Origin of the sequence: Cylindrospermopsis raciborskii Cr2010 (genome assembly GCF_003367075.2) — a bacterium.
Classification (GTDB): domain Bacteria; phylum Cyanobacteriota; class Cyanobacteriia; order Cyanobacteriales; family Nostocaceae; genus Raphidiopsis; species Raphidiopsis raciborskii.
Genome location: NZ_CP065936.1, coordinates 1762731 through 1777436 on the forward strand (window position 1 = coordinate 1762731; position 14706 = coordinate 1777436).

Genomic DNA, 14706 nt, shown 5'->3' on the forward strand with positions numbered 1-14706 from the left:
ACCATTAGGTTTTAATTTAGTATGGTGATGGGAGATTAATTTAGAGATTAGTTTGGAGATTAATTTGGAGATTAGTATGGCTCAATTGACAGAAAAACTTTCCCACAATGCACTTAGTCTCAGCACCACTGCTGACCATAAGGGAATCGTTGCTGGTGAATTACGTCCTTGGGGATCATTCACCGTTTTAGAGGAAGGAAGAGGCTATAAAATTAAACGTATTGAGGTTAAACCCGGACATCGTCTTAGTTTGCAAATGCACCACCACCGCAGTGAACACTGGATAGTCGTCTCTGGTACAGCTAAAGTTGTGTGTGGAGATCGGGAAATCCTCCTGAGTAATAATCAGTCCACATACGTGCCTCAATGTACAGTGCACCGCTTAGAAAATCCCGGTGTCATTCCCTTAATTTTAATAGAAGTCCAAAATGGAGAATATTTGGGGGAAGATGATATTATTCGTTACCAAGATGATTATGCTCGTGATCATCATTGAGAATGGTATGGATAAAGCCTTAACCACTTAAACCTTAATTAGCCACTTCCCTGCCATGATTAGCTTGAGTTCAGCAGCTACCAATGAAATTGGACGCTTAAAATCCAAACATCAGCCCCATAGTTTATTCCGGGTGCGGGTGCAACCAGGTGGTTGCTCCGGGTGGTTATACCATATCTCCTTTGACCAGTTAATTAACCCAGAAGATCAAGTGTTTGATATTGACAACCTGCAACTGGTCATGGATCAGGAAACCATAAAGTATATCAACGGTTTAACCATTGATTATTCTGAAGACCTTATGGGTGGGGGTTTTCGTTTCCACAATCCCCTGGCCACCTCCACCTGTAGCTGCGGTAATTCCTTTTCCATGAAATCTTAACTCACCGTTAATTACAAAAAAATAATTGACGGAAAAACCAAAAAAAAGTTATAATCAGGATTTGTTAAAATAAAAAATAGGCAGCTTAATGCGCTGTAACTCATGCCAACAATACAGCAGCTAATACGTAGTGAGCGCGAACTAGCGCGTCAGAAAACCAAGTCCCCTGCTCTGAAGCAATGTCCTCAACGTCGAGGAGTGTGTACCAGGGTATATACAACCACCCCCAAAAAGCCCAACTCAGCTCTGCGGAAAGTGGCAAGGGTGAGACTGACCTCCGGATTTGAGGTGACGGCTTATATTCCGGGAATTGGTCACAACTTGCAGGAACACTCGGTGGTGATGATTCGTGGTGGTCGGGTAAAAGATTTGCCTGGGGTCAGATACCACATTATCCGTGGCACCCTAGATACAGCTGGAGTGAAAGACCGGAAGCAAGGACGTTCCAAATATGGAACTAAACGCCCGAAACAAACGAAAAAATAGGTTTTAGGCGATTAATTGTCTTTAGGATTAATCGCCCTAACTAACACCCTGTGTTATGGAAGAAAGCCTTCTGTGTTTGATAGAGAGTGAAGATGTTCTGATAACATATAATCTCGTAGTTTCGTTTACTAAAATTTCCAGTTTAAGGATAAAGTATGTCTCGTCGTGGTGTTAGTCAAAAGCGGCCAGTTCCGCCAGACTCAGTGTACAATAGCCGCCTTGTCAGTATGATAATGCGGCGGGTAATGCGTCATGGCAAAAAGTCTCTGGCCGCTAGAATAGTTTATGATGCCTTCAAGACAATTGAAGATAGAACAGGTGGCAGCCCCCTAGAGGTATTTGAGAGGGCAGTGCGCAATGCTACCCCTCTAGTAGAAGTAAAAGCTAGAAGGGTAGGTGGTGCAACCTATCAAGTACCAATGGAAGTCCGGGCGGACCGGGGAACAGCTTTAGCTCTAAGATGGTTGGTGCAGTTTTCTAGATCGCGCCCAGGTCGTACCATGGCTAGTAGACTGGCCAATGAGCTAATGGACGCATCTAACGAAACAGGAAGTGCCATTCGTAAGCGGGAAGAAACTCACCGCATGGCGGAAGCAAATAAAGCATTTGCACACTACCGTTATTAAGTGAGATATGCACCGATATATCCTCAGTTTGCGAGGAGTACATCGCTAAATTTCTGCCTAAGACGGTTTTCCGTAAAAGTATAGAATCTTAACAAAGAGTAATATACAAGATATCATGGCACTATAATTATTAGGAGGTAAATGTGGCACGCACAAACCCGCTAGAGAAGGTACGCAATATCGGTATTGCGGCGCACATAGATGCGGGCAAAACTACAACGACAGAGAGAATACTATTTTACTCTGGGATAATTCATAAAATTGGCGAAGTTCACGAAGGAACAGCCGTAACCGACTGGATGGAGCAGGAAAGGGAAAGGGGAATTACCATCACCGCTGCTGCTATTAGTACCAGTTGGAAAGATCATCAAATTAACATTATTGACACTCCTGGTCACGTAGACTTCACCATAGAAGTGGAACGTTCCATGCGGGTGTTGGATGGGGTGATAGCCGTATTTTGTTCTGTGGGTGGAGTTCAACCCCAGTCCGAAACCGTATGGCGGCAAGCAGATCGCTATAAAGTGCCTCGTATAGCTTTCATTAACAAGATGGATCGCACAGGAGCGAATTTCTACAAAGTGCATGAGCAAATGTGCGATCGCCTGCGTGCTAATGCCATAGCCATCCAACTTCCCATAGGTAGCGAGAGCGAGTTCCAAGGTATTGTAGATTTGGTGCGGATGCGTGCATATATTTACACTAATGACCAAGGGACAGATATTCAGGAAACAGAAATTCCGGCTGAATTAGCAGAGCAAGCGGCAGAGTATCGAGTAAAGCTGATTGAAGCAGTAGCGGAAACAGAAGATGCTCTGATGGAGAAGTATTTTGCGGGTGAAGATCTCACCGAAGCGGAAATTCGTAGTGCCCTGAGAAAGGGAACAGTTGCTGGAACAATTGTACCAGTTCTTTGTGGTTCAGCCTTCAAAAACAAAGGCGTACAGTTGATGTTGGATGCAGTGGTAGATTACCTACCAGCTCCAATAGATGTACCAGCGATTCAAGGTACACTACCCAACGGGGATACAGTAGAGCGGAGAGCTGAGGATAGCCAACCTCTATCAGCTTTAGCCTTCAAAATTATGGCAGATCCCTATGGAAGACTTACCTTTGTTCGGGTTTACTCTGGCGTGCTGAAGAAAGGTAGTTACGTACTTAATGCTACCAAGGGTAAGAAAGAACGTATTTCTAGACTGGTGGTGCTAAAAGCGGATGAGCGTCAGGACGTAGAAGAACTGCGTGCTGGTGACCTAGGAGCAGCAGTAGGGTTAAAAGACACCTTGACAGGTGACACCCTATGTGATGAAGGATCCCCAGTAATTCTGGAGTCCCTATTTATTCCTGAGCCAGTGATTTCTGTTGCGGTAGAGCCTAAGACCAAAAATGACATGGATAAGCTTTCCAAAGCTTTACAGGCTCTTTCAGAAGAGGATCCCACCTTCCGGGTTAGTGTAGACCCAGAAACCAATCAGACGGTAATTGCTGGTATGGGGGAACTGCACCTAGAAATTCTGGTAGACCGGATGTTACGGGAATTTAAGGTAGAGGCCAACGTGGGTGCACCCCAGGTAGCCTACCGAGAAACCATCCGCAAAGCCGTCAACAGAATCGAGGGCAAATTTATTCGTCAAAGTGGCGGTAAAGGTCAATATGGTCACGTAGTCATTGACCTGGAACCGGGTGAACCTGGGACTGGTTTTGAATTCGTCTCCAAAATAGTTGGTGGTGTGGTTCCCAAAGAATACATTGGACCATCGGAGCAGGGTATGAAAGAATGCTGCGAATCTGGTGTATTAGCTGGATATCCACTCATTGATGTGAAGGCTACCCTAATAGATGGTTCCTACCATGATGTAGACTCTTCAGAAATGGCCTTCAAAATTGCTGGGTCCATGGCTATGAAAGAAGCTGTGGCAAAAGCCTCACCTGTGCTGTTAGAACCCATGATGAAAGTTGAGGTAGAAGTACCTGAGAACTTCCTGGGTGATGTAATGGGGGATTTAAACTCCCGTCGCGGACAAATTGAGGGCATGGGTTCGGAGCAGGGACTGGCTAAGGTAACTGCTAAAGTACCCTTAGCGGAAATGTTTGGCTATGCTACGGATATCCGGTCTAAAACTCAAGGACGGGGTATTTTTTCCATGGAATTTAGCCATTACGATGAAGTACCTCGCAATGTGGCTGAGGCAATTATCGCAAAAAGCAAAGGGAACGCATAATTAAAAAAGGAGATATACATGGCACGCGCAAAATTTGAAAGGAACAAACCTCACGTTAATATTGGTACTGTTGGCCACGTTGACCACGGTAAAACAACTTTAACAGCAGCTATTACCATGACCTTGGCTGCTTTGGGTCAAGCAGTGGCTAAAGGCTATGACCAAATTGATAATGCGCCCGAAGAAAAAGCTCGGGGTATTACCATCAATACTGCCCACGTTGAGTATGAAACAGAAAAACGTCACTACGCCCACGTAGATTGTCCGGGACACGCTGACTATGTGAAGAATATGATCACTGGTGCTGCACAAATGGATGGGGGTATTTTAGTAGTAGCTGCTACTGATGGACCCATGCCTCAAACCCGTGAACACATTCTTCTTGCAAAACAGGTGGGTGTTCCTAGCTTGGTTGTCTTCTTAAACAAAGAAGATATGATGGATGACCCCGAATTGTTGGAACTGGTAGAACTGGAACTGCGGGAATTATTGACCAGTTATGAATTTGATGGCGATAATATCCCCATTATCAAGGGTTCTGGTTTGCAAGCTCTGCAAGCAATGACTGCTAATCCTAAGACTCAACGAGGCGAAAATCCTTGGGTAGATAAAATCTACGAACTGATGGATGCTGTAGATTCCTATATCCCCACCCCTGAGCGCGATATAGACAAACCCTTCTTGATGGCAGTAGAGGATGTGTTCTCTATTACTGGTCGTGGTACGGTCGCTACTGGTCGGATTGAACGTGGTAAGGTGAAGGTTGGTGATAACGTTGAATTAGTAGGTATTAGAGATACTCGCGCTACCACGGTGACCGGGATTGAAATGTTCAAGAAGAGTCTTGACGAAGGTATGGCTGGTGACAATGCGGGTGTGCTACTACGCGGTATTCAAAAAGCCGACATTGAACGGGGTATGGTAATTGCTAAACCCCAATCTATTACCCCCCACACCCAATTTGAAGGTGCGGTTTATGTTCTTACCGAAAAGGAAGGTGGTCGGAAAACCCCCTTCTTCGCTGGTTATCGTCCCCAGTTTTATGTACGTACAACCGACGTAACGGGTACTATTAAAGCCTTTACTTCTGATGAGGGCACTGATGTAGAAATGGTAATGCCTGGAGACCGGATTAAAGTGACTGTGGAACTGATTAACCCTGTGGCCATTGAAGAGGGTATGCGTTTTGCTATTCGTGAGGGTGGTCGGACTATCGGTGCGGGTGTGGTGTCAAAAATTGTAAAATAGAACTCGCCTTTTTGCTCTGAAGAAAATGGAGCGGAGATGGTTAAAATTCATCTCTGCTCTTTTTTCTTCCCTCAATCTCTAAATTTAAAATTCACAGAACCAGGAAAACTAAAGATGGCAACTTTACAGCAGCAAAAGATCAGAATCCGCTTACAAGCTTTTGACCGACGTTTATTAGATACATCTTGCGAGAAGATTGTAGATACGGCCAACCGGACTAACGCTACAGCTATTGGACCTATTCCTTTACCCACAAAACGCAAAATATATTGCGTGCTGCGTTCTCCTCACGTAGACAAGGATTCCCGTGAACACTTTGAAACCCGTACCCATCGTCGCATTATTGATATTCATCAACCATCTTCTAAAACTATTGATGCCCTGATGAAGTTGGATTTACCATCCGGTGTGGATATTGAAGTTAAACTATAGCCAAAACGCTAAATAGTGGAAAAAAGGGGTTGGTAGCTTCCCCTCTTTTCCACTTTTATTTTTGGCGTTGCATATTTGCGGGATGAATCAACTAAACGCGGGTATTACTTCATACTTTAAATAGTGAAGTAATAATTTAATTGAATACCTAAGCATATCTACAGATTTTGAATAGCATAGCGTTTTTCTATGTAGTCGCGCTAAGTAGTGACGTAAACGTGTATTTTCACCCTCTACCCTAGTCATATATGTTTTGCTCACAATATGATCCTCTGGCTGAATAAAACTCGGATAAACCCTCCACCCATCAGTAACATAAAAAAAGCATTGCCAGAGTTTAACGATGTCCCACAAAGGTTGAAATGCTTGTGAGCTGTGGTCTCCCACAACCCAAGCCAGGATATTTTTACGGAAGTGATTTACTGCTGTCCACAACCATATTTTGTTTTTTTTTGATCCCACAAAGGTCTCCAACTCATCAAGCTCACCTACCAAGGGTGTTTCCTCAACTGGTGGAGCATCTGGAAGTATGGAACCAATTTGTTTTAGCCAGTAAATAATAGTTGTATGATGAACGCCTTTATCGCGTTCAATTGCTCTAAATCCCATACCGTTAACATAAGAGCGCAGGCAACTTTGTTTAACTTCTTCTGAATAGCCTTTAGGTGGACTATAGACATCGATAAATTGACGACCACAATCAACACAAATGTGATTTTGTTTACCTCGACGTTTGCCATTCTTTCTGATTTTGGAAGACCCGCAGTTTGGACAATGCACAGTAGATTACCTCAATTCATACCTCTATTATGCAACGCCTTATTTTTCCTGTTTCTGATAGAATATTTTCAAATAATCTCAAGTACAAACTTTCACTCAGACTTGGGTGTAAAATATCAGTAACATACATAGCCTTTATAGTCTTAACAATATACTTTATCCCCTAACCCAAAATGACATCTTCTCCCAAAATTGCCGTCCGCGAACTACCCCTTTTCCCCCTACCAGAAGTGGTGCTTTTCCCCACTAGACCTTTACCCCTGCATGTGTTCGAGTTCCGCTACCGAATTATGATGAATACTATTTTAGAGAGCGATCGCCGGTTTGGGGTGTTAATGGTAAATCCAATTAATGGTGCTATAGCCAATGTTGGGTGTTGTGCAGAAATAATTCATTATCAGCGATTGGAAGATGGCAGAATGGAAATCTTAACTTTAGGACAACAAAGATTTCGAGTGCTTGAATATGTGAGAGAAAAACCCTATCGTGTAGGTTTAGTGGAATGGATGGAAGAAAATCCACCAGCTTTAGATTTAAGACCTCTAGCTAGGGAAGTAGAGCAGCTGTTGCGGGATGTAGTTCGTCTCTCTTCCAAATTGACGGACAGAGATATTGAATTGCCAGAAGATTTGCCAGATTTACCACGGGAGCTATCTTATTGGATAGCCAGTAACCTGTACGGTGTAGCCGATGAACAACAGGCACTGTTGGAATTACAGGATACCCAAGCCCGATTAAACAGGGAGTCGGAAATCTTGACATCTACTCGTAATCATCTAGCCGCACGTTCAGTCTTAAAAGATACCTTTGATGATATAAAGTAGTATGTGAACTTGAAATTAAGATGAACGGGTGACGGTGGCAAAATCTGGTTCTCTCTATGAAGTGGGCAATTTTTTGCATGTACCGTGGGAGGGATTTTTAAGCCATTTTAGGGACTAAAAAGCCAAAACATATTATTTATGACCAAAAACCTCAATATATCAAAACTTTAATCGTTCTAACTCCAATTATTTAGGGTATAACATGAGAATATGTTTATCAAAAACTTTGGTTTTTGCCTTGGACACCTATTTTTATGGACATTCAGTTAATCAACATTGGTTTTGGCAACATAGTTTCTGCTAATCGGGTAATTGCCATTGTTAGTCCCGAATCAGCACCTATTAAGCGAATTATTGGCGATGCCAAAGATAGAGGACAATTAGTTGACGCCACCTATGGTCGTCGCACTAGGGCGGTAATTATCACTGATTCTAGCCATGTTATTCTCTCAGCAATTCAGCCAGAAACAGTGGCCAATCGTTTTGTTCTTTCCCGTGACCATCACACAGCTGACAATTGATAATAAGTCCCAAATTAGACAATGCAATTTTTACCTCTTATTTCCAGTGCTACTACCCGCCCCGGTAAGCTAATTGTTTTAACAGGTCCTAGTGGAGTTGGTAAGGGAACTTTAATACAAAAACTTTTGGCACAACATCCCCAATTGTATTATTCAGTTTCTGCTACTACTCGCTCTCCTCGTCTGGGAGAAATTGATGGCAAAAGTTATTACTTTATCACCCCCAACAGCTTTCAAGAGTTAGTTGCTCAGGGGGAATTTTTGGAGTGGGCGGAATTTGCTGGTAATTATTATGGAACTCCTCGTGCTGCTGTTCTCCAGCAAATTCAGTTGGGAAGATCGGTGATTTTAGAAATTGAATTGGCCGGGGCCAGACAAATCAAAGCTTCTTACCCTGACGCCTTAAGCATTTTTATTTTGCCTCCTTCATTTCTAGAATTAGAAAACCGCATCCGAGCAAGAGGACAAGATTCGGATGAAGCCATCACTCGTCGTCTTAACCGAGCTAAGGAAGAAATTAAAGCCGCTTCAGAATTTGATATTCAAATTGTCAATGATGACTTCGCTACAACCTTAAATGAACTGGAAACTATTTTAAAAACTATTTCAAGTTTTTCACAGCTTTGAGACTTAGATCTTCATCTTTTCCTTCCACCTACCCAGATTGTTAAGGTCTGAGTAGGTTTGGGTGGACATTAATAAGCGGGCGCAGAAATTATGGAAATTAACCAATTAAACCTTGGATAATTCCAGAGTTCAGGGTCAAAAAGAAAGCAACTACAGCACCACCAATACCACCAATTAAGAACGCACTGGTGAAGTTATTCCAACTTTCTTTGGAGTTAAATGCGTCTCCTGGAACTTTGGTCACAGTTACACTCGCTAGCGCTGGAGCAGGATTGCTATTAGCATACAGAGACAGACATGCGGTAAGAATGATAACTAAACCCACACTGCCCAATAATCCAGCTAAATTGGCATTGGCAGAATCACGTAGGGGACCTAACTTATCAAAAGGCCCAAAGAGTAAGTAGCCATGTGCCATACCCACTTCCAGTCCTCGTCTAAAAGGAGTTAAGCCAGGTCTATAAGCAGGTAAGTTGCCAATAAACCACTTAACCAAAGGGGATGAGTTAATTGGGGTTTCCAAATTTCCATCCTGGGGATTACCACCAGCTGCTCTTACAGTTTGCTGATTTCTGGGATCACTGGGGAGATTTTTAGATTTATTTGCTGCTTGTGCCATGTTTTGTATTGCCTCAATATTGCTTCAACATTATGGTCGGTAAACAGTTGTGAAGGATAGGTTGAGATATGGTTAACTCTCCTAAATGGTACTGTTTACCGATCAAGACTATATTTCGGTCTAGCTGGCCTAGGGTAGGGGGTGGAACAGTAGGTCAGGGAAAAAGCGGTTAAATTCGATGAGAATACCCGCTGTGATAGTCAGCCAAATTGTAGCTGCTACGGGAGCTGTGGAAATGAACTTGATTAGGTAGGATGATTGATCGCTTTTATCAGCCATGGATTTAGTCTCCGAAAACAAGTGGATAGAAGCAGATGAACTAGCGAGGAGAAACGGTAATTTCCGAGTCCTTAGCAGTTAATTCACCAGAGAGAAATTCTTTAATCGCTGCTGCTGGCCAAGCAAACCCAGTGGTGATAATGGGTAGTGCTAAACCCAGATCAATTTGGATCTCTTTTTGCTCGCTATCAGCTTCTTTTTTGATTGCTTGTAAATAAGCACGGCCTACCCAACCAATCCAACCAGCAATGTAAAGGAAAAGAATACTAGGAATTAAAAAGTCCCCTGCACGATCTAAACGACCGTCAACAATTAGGTGAGGATAGCCCTCAGGACCACATAGAGCCTGTGAATATCGTTCAAACCGTTTTTTCCCAGATTCGGGATCAGCAGTGGTATTACGGGCATTTAGAGCCAGATCTTGAAAAGCGGGAGAGTCTTTACAAGGAACAAGGTTGGCACCCAGGGCGTGGGCCTGAGGGGCAAAATTGAACCAGAGACCAATCGCTAAAATCAAAGCAAACAATCGTCGCATGGAGTTGTTTCCCTTTGTTACAAAAAAGTAAGTTTTTTGACTTTTCTCCGCTCTAAAGAGACGGAAATTCATTTTGGCGCAGTCAAAAACGCCTCACTGACTCCATCTGGATCAACTCCAAATATTGTCGATACTTTTTTTCATGTTACCATGGTGTACAAAACGAAGCGGCCTGTACAGTGTGGGATTTTGATAACTAGCAAGTCATCATACTCTTGGCAAGGAATCGAGTAAAGTTGAACTAAATAAAAGTTAAAGCTTCGCAACCAAAAGTAAGATTTGACGACTTGGGGGATTGAACAGATCTCTCATTCCCATTTTCTCACACCTAAAACAAATTATGACAACTATATTAGCTATCGAAACCAGTTGTGATGAGACTGCTGTGGCTATCGTTAAAAATCGTTACGTGAAAAGCAGTGTCATAGCTTCCCAGATTCCTCTCCATCAGCAGTATGGTGGAGTGGTTCCAGAGGTGGCTTCTAGACAACATTTAGAAACAATTAATCAGGTAATAGCACAGGCCCTAGATGACAGTTTGATGGAATGGGGAGAAATTGATGGTGTTGCTGCTACTTGTGCCCCCGGACTGGTGGGAGCTTTATTAGTGGGTCTCACTGCTGGAAAAACTTTGGCTATGGTCCATGAAAAGCCTTTTTTGGGAGTTCACCACCTAGAAGGTCATATTTATGCTACCTATTTGGCTGAACCTGATTTGAATCCCCCCTTTCTTAGCTTACTTGTTTCTGGTGGACATACAAGCTTGATTTATGTTCAAGATTGTGGTAAGTACGAAACTTTAGGACAAACTGTTGATGATGCTGCAGGTGAGGCCTTTGATAAGGTGGCTCGCTTATTGGGCTTAGCTTATCCCGGGGGCCCAATTATTGACCAGTTGGCACAAATGGGCAATCCTCATGCTTTCTCTTTGCCAGAAGGCAAAATTTCTTTGCCCCAAGGTGGTTATCACCCCTATAATTCTAGTTTTAGTGGTCTAAAAACAGCTGTGTTAAGGCTTGTGCAACAATTTCAAAAAGATGGGGAAAAAATACCTGTAGCAGATATTGCTGCCAGCTTTCAAGCAACTCTGGCTAAAGCCTTGACTAAAAGAGCGATCGCCTGTGCATATAATTATGGTATAAAAACAATTGCCGTAGGTGGTGGTGTGGCAGCTAACAGTGGGCTTAGACAACACTTACAAGCTGCTGCCAGAGAGCATAATCTCCGGGTTCTTTTCCCCCCCTTAAAATTCTGTACTGATAATGCTGCTATGATTGGTTGTGCTGCATCTGACCATCTGTTACGTGGTCACCGGTCTAATTTGACTTTAGGGGTTCATTCCCGACTACCTGTGACTCAGGTGATGGATTTATATAAAGTTTAACCAGTAATAATTGAAATAATATGTTGACTAACTGCATCCGGTTGCTCTAGCATGGCCAGGTGGCCACAATTGGGAATTTCAATCACATTATCGCCAACATATTGAAACAGCCAATGAAAGCTGGCCAAATGACGTACATACTTAGGTTCTATTACCTTATCATTAGCGCCCGTTAAAAAGTAAACTGGCTGTTTTATCTGTGAAACTAACTGAGGTAAACTATTCACTTCCTCTTCAGTTGTGGAACTCATAAGTGTTCCTATAGCTGATTGAGGATCAGCGATGATAAAATCCATAATTCTTTGACGGGCCCAGTGCCGATCCAAAGGACGTGCCACATTAGTTCTAGTAAAAAACAAATCAATTAAAGGGAGTTGGTAAAGCCAACGAGGTCGTATTTGGAGAAACTTTTGACCGGTGGCACGAAACCGCTCAAAGGCCTCTTTCAAGTAAATTCCACCACCAGCATTAATACAAATTACACCTTGAACCAAGTTTGGCAATTGCAATGCGGTTCTTAAAGCAATTGTACCTCCCCAGGAATGACCAATTAGCCAAACTCTAGAAATACTCAGTAATTCCAGGAGAGTAATTAGGTCTTGAGAATAGGCCCCAGTGGAATAGGGAGAATGCTCATGGGAGTTATCGGGTTGATCACAGGATTGGCATTGAGATTCCCCAAAACCCCGCAAATCGTATGACAGACACTGAAAATCAAGGGAGATACGGGAAATTAGCGGTTGCCAATAGCTACGACTATTTAGCCAACCGTGGATAAACACCAGGGTTTCAGGGTGGGAGGTAGGGACTGTTAATTCGTAGGCGTGTGGAACGCCATGTATTTCTATTTTTGCCATACCCGGGGTTTGATAGGGGAAGTTAAATCAATTACAGTCAAGTTTCCTAGACTATTTTAACCTGTTCTATGCCCAACTATAAAATCTGGAACTGGAAGGAACAGAAAGTGCTAAAGTTAAAAGTGTGTGAAAAATCTGATCCAGAATCACGATTACCCTTTCTGACCTCTATTCAACTTACCCCCTGTGGTTCTTGAGCAGAAATTAAATGGTATAAGCGTTTTTCTGGATTAGTAAGCACTGTCAAATATCAACAACTTATTCGTGTTACCCGAACCGCATTGGCATGGGTTTTTGGAAAACTTGGTTTACTAATTCCAACTCTGTAGCGACAACTAAAACCGGCACATTTGATGAGTATGCACGGGGACGTAATTCTAGCGTCAGTGGCGATACCATTGTCTTCAGCACTGAACGAGATATTGATCTATACGAACTGGAAGAACTCTGTGATGCGGTTGGTTGGTCGCGCCGTCCCCTAAGAAAAGTGAAAAGAGCCATTGACCATAGCTTCCTCGTAGCCTCCATGTGGCAAATAGGAGGGAGCAAAAAGCGGTTAATTGGTTTTGCTCGTGCTACGTCAGATCATGCTTTTAATGCCACTATTTGGGATGTGGTAGTTCATCCAGACTTCCAAAATCAAGGTTTGGGTAAGGCATTGATGAAATTTGTTCTCAAAAAACTCAGAAACGAGGAAATTAGTAATGTGACTCTTTTTGCTGATGCCCATGTGGTCGATTTCTACCGCACTATGGGGTTTATCCCAGACCCAGAGGGGATTAAGGGGATGTTCTGGTATCCTTAATGATCCTGGGAAAGGGAGGTCATGTAAAAAGTCGGGATGACAGGATTTGAACCTGCGGCATCCTGCTCCCAAAGCAGGCGCGCTACCAAGCTGCGCTACATCCCGATAAGTGGACTTTTATGTGGGGCGGAAGTTTTACGCACCATATAACACCATATACAAACTAACTTATTTTTTTTGTTTTGTCAACAGCAACTGCACTTTTTTTGAAAGTTAGTGGTCGAAGGAGCATGTTGCACCTCCACAATTTGTTAAACTTTCAATGGCAGTCTGTGGGATAGTTCCCAGATGTTTCAAACAAAATACGCTAATTCAAAACAAGGAGAATCACAGCAAATGGGCGGGGAAATTTTAAATGCAGGCATTTTGTCCTTCGGACTGATTTTCGCTGGTTGGGCTATCGGTGCCCTACTGCTGAAAATTCAGGGAGCAGGAGAATAGATTCAAAAAAATGGGTAACTCCCCACCTGAAGGTGGGGGATCCCAACCACAAAAATGTGAAAAATGTAAAGTTTTATTTCTATACCTGAACTCTGTTAAAATTTTTATCACAAAACATAAAAATTTATAACGACCATAATGACATTACTAGTTGTTGGTGCTACTGGCACTCTTGGCAGACAAGTTGTTCGTCGTGCTGTAGATGAGGGTTACAAAGTCCGCTGTTTAGTAAGAAGTCTGAAAAAAGCAGCATTTCTGAAAGAGTGGGGCGCCGAACTGGTGAAAGGGGACTTGTGTTATCCAGAAACCTTAGTGGGTGCTTTAGAAGGCGTAACGCAGGTAATAGACGCTTCCACTTCTCGTGCCACAGATTCATTAACTATTAAACAAGTGGACTGGGAAGGTAAAGTAGCATTAGTTCAAGCTGCTAAGTCTGCTGGTATAGAGCGGTTTATTTTCTTCTCAATTTTGGATGCTGAAAAATATCCTAATGTCCCCTTGATGGAAATTAAGCGCTGTACAGAGTTGTTCATAGTTGAATCTGGCTTAAACTATACAATTTTAAGACTAGCTGGTTTTATGCAAGGGTTGATTGGTCAATATGGCATTCCTATTTTGGAAAATCAGCCAGTGTGGGTAACTGGTGAGTCCTCACCGGTAGCTTATATGGATACCCAAGATATTGCTAAGTTTGCAATTCGGGCTCTGACTGTACCAGACACTGAGAAACAAACCTTTCCTCTAGTTGGGACTCGTGCTTGGAGTGCAGAAGAAATAATTGATATTTGTGAGCGCCTGTCAGGAAAAGATGCCAAAATCACACGAATGCCCTTAGGACTGCTACGGGGTGTTCAGGGTCTGCTACGATTTTTTCAGTGGGGGTGGAATGTGGCTGATAGACTGGCCTTTTCAGAAGTTCTAGCCAGTGGTAAACCTCTCAATGCTTCTATGGACGAAGTATACACAGCATTTGGACTAGATAAACAACAAATTACTACTGTAGAAGTTTACTTACAGGAGTATTTTAGTAGGATTATGAAAAAGCTAAAAGAGTTAGACTACCAAAAAGCAAAAGAGAAGAAAAAAGACAAAAAAACCCCTTTCAAGCAGTCTACAAAAGTTAATAGTCAATAAAATTCCCA

General features: G+C 42.8%; 19 protein-coding genes and 1 tRNA gene. 14 read left to right on the forward strand and 6 right to left on the reverse strand.

Annotated elements, in window-relative coordinates; genetic code table 11:
• Positions 1-76 precede the first annotated feature (76 nt).
• The 7 genes from C6N34_RS07975 (at position 77) to rpsJ (ending at position 5892) form a co-directional block, all read left to right on the forward strand.
• Positions 77-496, forward strand: coding sequence for a cupin domain-containing protein (locus C6N34_RS07975; RefSeq protein WP_006275993.1), 420 nt, complete (start codon positions 77-79; stop codon positions 494-496).
• 55 nt (positions 497-551) lie between these two features.
• A complete protein-coding gene (locus C6N34_RS07980) occupies positions 552-878 on the forward strand; it encodes a HesB/IscA family protein (protein ID WP_006275994.1) in 327 nt (108 codons plus the stop codon).
• Between the two features lie 102 nt (positions 879-980).
• Positions 981-1364 (forward strand): 30S ribosomal protein S12, encoded by a 384-nt coding sequence (rpsL, locus tag C6N34_RS07985; RefSeq protein WP_006275995.1) that lies wholly within the window; start codon positions 981-983, stop codon positions 1362-1364.
• Positions 1365-1519: 155 nt separating this feature from the next.
• Positions 1520-1990, forward strand: a complete 471-nt coding sequence (gene rpsG / locus C6N34_RS07990) for a 30S ribosomal protein S7 (RefSeq protein WP_040008105.1) — start codon at positions 1520-1522, stop codon at positions 1988-1990.
• Between the two features lie 143 nt (positions 1991-2133).
• Positions 2134-4212: an elongation factor G gene (gene fusA, locus C6N34_RS07995; protein ID WP_006275997.1), complete on the forward strand. Its 2079-nt coding sequence runs from the start codon at positions 2134-2136 to the stop codon at positions 4210-4212.
• An 18-nt stretch (positions 4213-4230) separates the two neighbouring features.
• Entirely contained in the window at positions 4231-5460 is a 1230-nt protein-coding gene (tuf, locus tag C6N34_RS08000; RefSeq protein WP_115538209.1) for an elongation factor Tu, read from the forward strand.
• A gap of 114 nt (positions 5461-5574) precedes the next feature.
• Entirely contained in the window at positions 5575-5892 is a 318-nt protein-coding gene (rpsJ, locus tag C6N34_RS08005) for a 30S ribosomal protein S10 (RefSeq protein WP_009341974.1), read from the forward strand.
• Positions 5893-5979: 87 nt separating this feature from the next.
• Here rpsJ and C6N34_RS08010 read toward each other — a convergent pair whose 3' ends face one another.
• Positions 5980-6672, reverse strand: coding sequence for an IS1 family transposase (locus C6N34_RS08010; RefSeq protein ID WP_141302948.1), 693 nt, complete (start codon positions 6670-6672; stop codon positions 5980-5982).
• A gap of 173 nt (positions 6673-6845) precedes the next feature.
• Between C6N34_RS08010 and C6N34_RS08015 the strand changes: the two genes are divergently transcribed.
• The 3 genes from C6N34_RS08015 (at position 6846) to gmk (ending at position 8644) form a co-directional block, all read left to right on the forward strand.
• Positions 6846-7496: an LON peptidase substrate-binding domain-containing protein gene (locus C6N34_RS08015; protein ID WP_006276000.1), complete on the forward strand. Its 651-nt coding sequence runs from the start codon at positions 6846-6848 to the stop codon at positions 7494-7496.
• Between the two features lie 254 nt (positions 7497-7750).
• A complete protein-coding gene (gene remA / locus C6N34_RS08020; protein ID WP_006276001.1) occupies positions 7751-8017 on the forward strand; it encodes an extracellular matrix/biofilm regulator RemA in 267 nt (88 codons plus the stop codon).
• Positions 8018-8038: 21 nt separating this feature from the next.
• The gene (gmk, locus tag C6N34_RS08025) at positions 8039-8644 is read left to right on the forward strand and encodes a guanylate kinase (protein ID WP_115539287.1); all 606 of its coding nucleotides are present in this window, start codon (positions 8039-8041) and stop codon (positions 8642-8644) included.
• 97 nt (positions 8645-8741) lie between these two features.
• On the opposite strand, the gene C6N34_RS08030 is transcribed toward gmk, so the two are convergent.
• The 3 genes from C6N34_RS08030 to C6N34_RS08040 form a co-directional block, all read right to left on the reverse strand.
• On the reverse strand, positions 8742-9263 hold the full coding sequence (locus C6N34_RS08030; RefSeq protein ID WP_006276003.1) for a photosystem I reaction center subunit XI: 522 nt from the start codon (positions 9261-9263) through the stop codon (positions 8742-8744).
• A gap of 129 nt (positions 9264-9392) precedes the next feature.
• On the reverse strand, positions 9393-9542 hold the full coding sequence (psaJ, locus tag C6N34_RS08035; protein ID WP_006276004.1) for a photosystem I reaction center subunit IX: 150 nt from the start codon (positions 9540-9542) through the stop codon (positions 9393-9395).
• Between the two features lie 40 nt (positions 9543-9582).
• Entirely contained in the window at positions 9583-10077 is a 495-nt protein-coding gene (locus C6N34_RS08040) for a photosystem I reaction center protein PsaF, subunit III (protein WP_009341979.1), read from the reverse strand.
• 340 nt (positions 10078-10417) lie between these two features.
• Between C6N34_RS08040 and tsaD the strand changes: the two genes are divergently transcribed.
• Positions 10418-11461: a tRNA (adenosine(37)-N6)-threonylcarbamoyltransferase complex transferase subunit TsaD gene (gene tsaD / locus C6N34_RS08045; protein WP_115539288.1), complete on the forward strand. Its 1044-nt coding sequence runs from the start codon at positions 10418-10420 to the stop codon at positions 11459-11461.
• Here tsaD and C6N34_RS08050 read toward each other — a convergent pair.
• Positions 11458-12318, reverse strand: coding sequence for an alpha/beta fold hydrolase (locus C6N34_RS08050; RefSeq protein WP_057179057.1), 861 nt, complete (start codon positions 12316-12318; stop codon positions 11458-11460). The two genes, tsaD and C6N34_RS08050, sit on opposite strands and share 4 nt — an antisense overlap.
• A gap of 286 nt (positions 12319-12604) precedes the next feature.
• Here C6N34_RS08050 and C6N34_RS08055 point away from each other — a divergent pair, with 286 nt between their 5' ends.
• On the forward strand, positions 12605-13123 hold the full coding sequence (locus C6N34_RS08055) for a GNAT family N-acetyltransferase (RefSeq protein WP_006276008.1): 519 nt from the start codon (positions 12605-12607) through the stop codon (positions 13121-13123).
• Positions 13124-13154: 31 nt separating this feature from the next.
• On the opposite strand, the gene C6N34_RS08060 is transcribed toward C6N34_RS08055, so the two are convergent.
• A tRNA-Pro gene (locus tag C6N34_RS08060) sits at positions 13155-13228 on the reverse strand.
• A gap of 231 nt (positions 13229-13459) precedes the next feature.
• Here C6N34_RS08060 and petM point away from each other — a divergent pair.
• Both petM and C6N34_RS08070 read left to right on the forward strand, forming a co-directional pair.
• Positions 13460-13564, forward strand: coding sequence for a cytochrome b6-f complex subunit PetM (petM, locus tag C6N34_RS08065; RefSeq protein ID WP_040008135.1), 105 nt, complete (start codon positions 13460-13462; stop codon positions 13562-13564).
• Positions 13565-13702: 138 nt separating this feature from the next.
• On the forward strand, positions 13703-14698 hold the full coding sequence (locus C6N34_RS08070; RefSeq protein ID WP_057179058.1) for an SDR family oxidoreductase: 996 nt from the start codon (positions 13703-13705) through the stop codon (positions 14696-14698).
• The last annotated feature ends 8 nt before the right edge of the window (positions 14699-14706 follow it).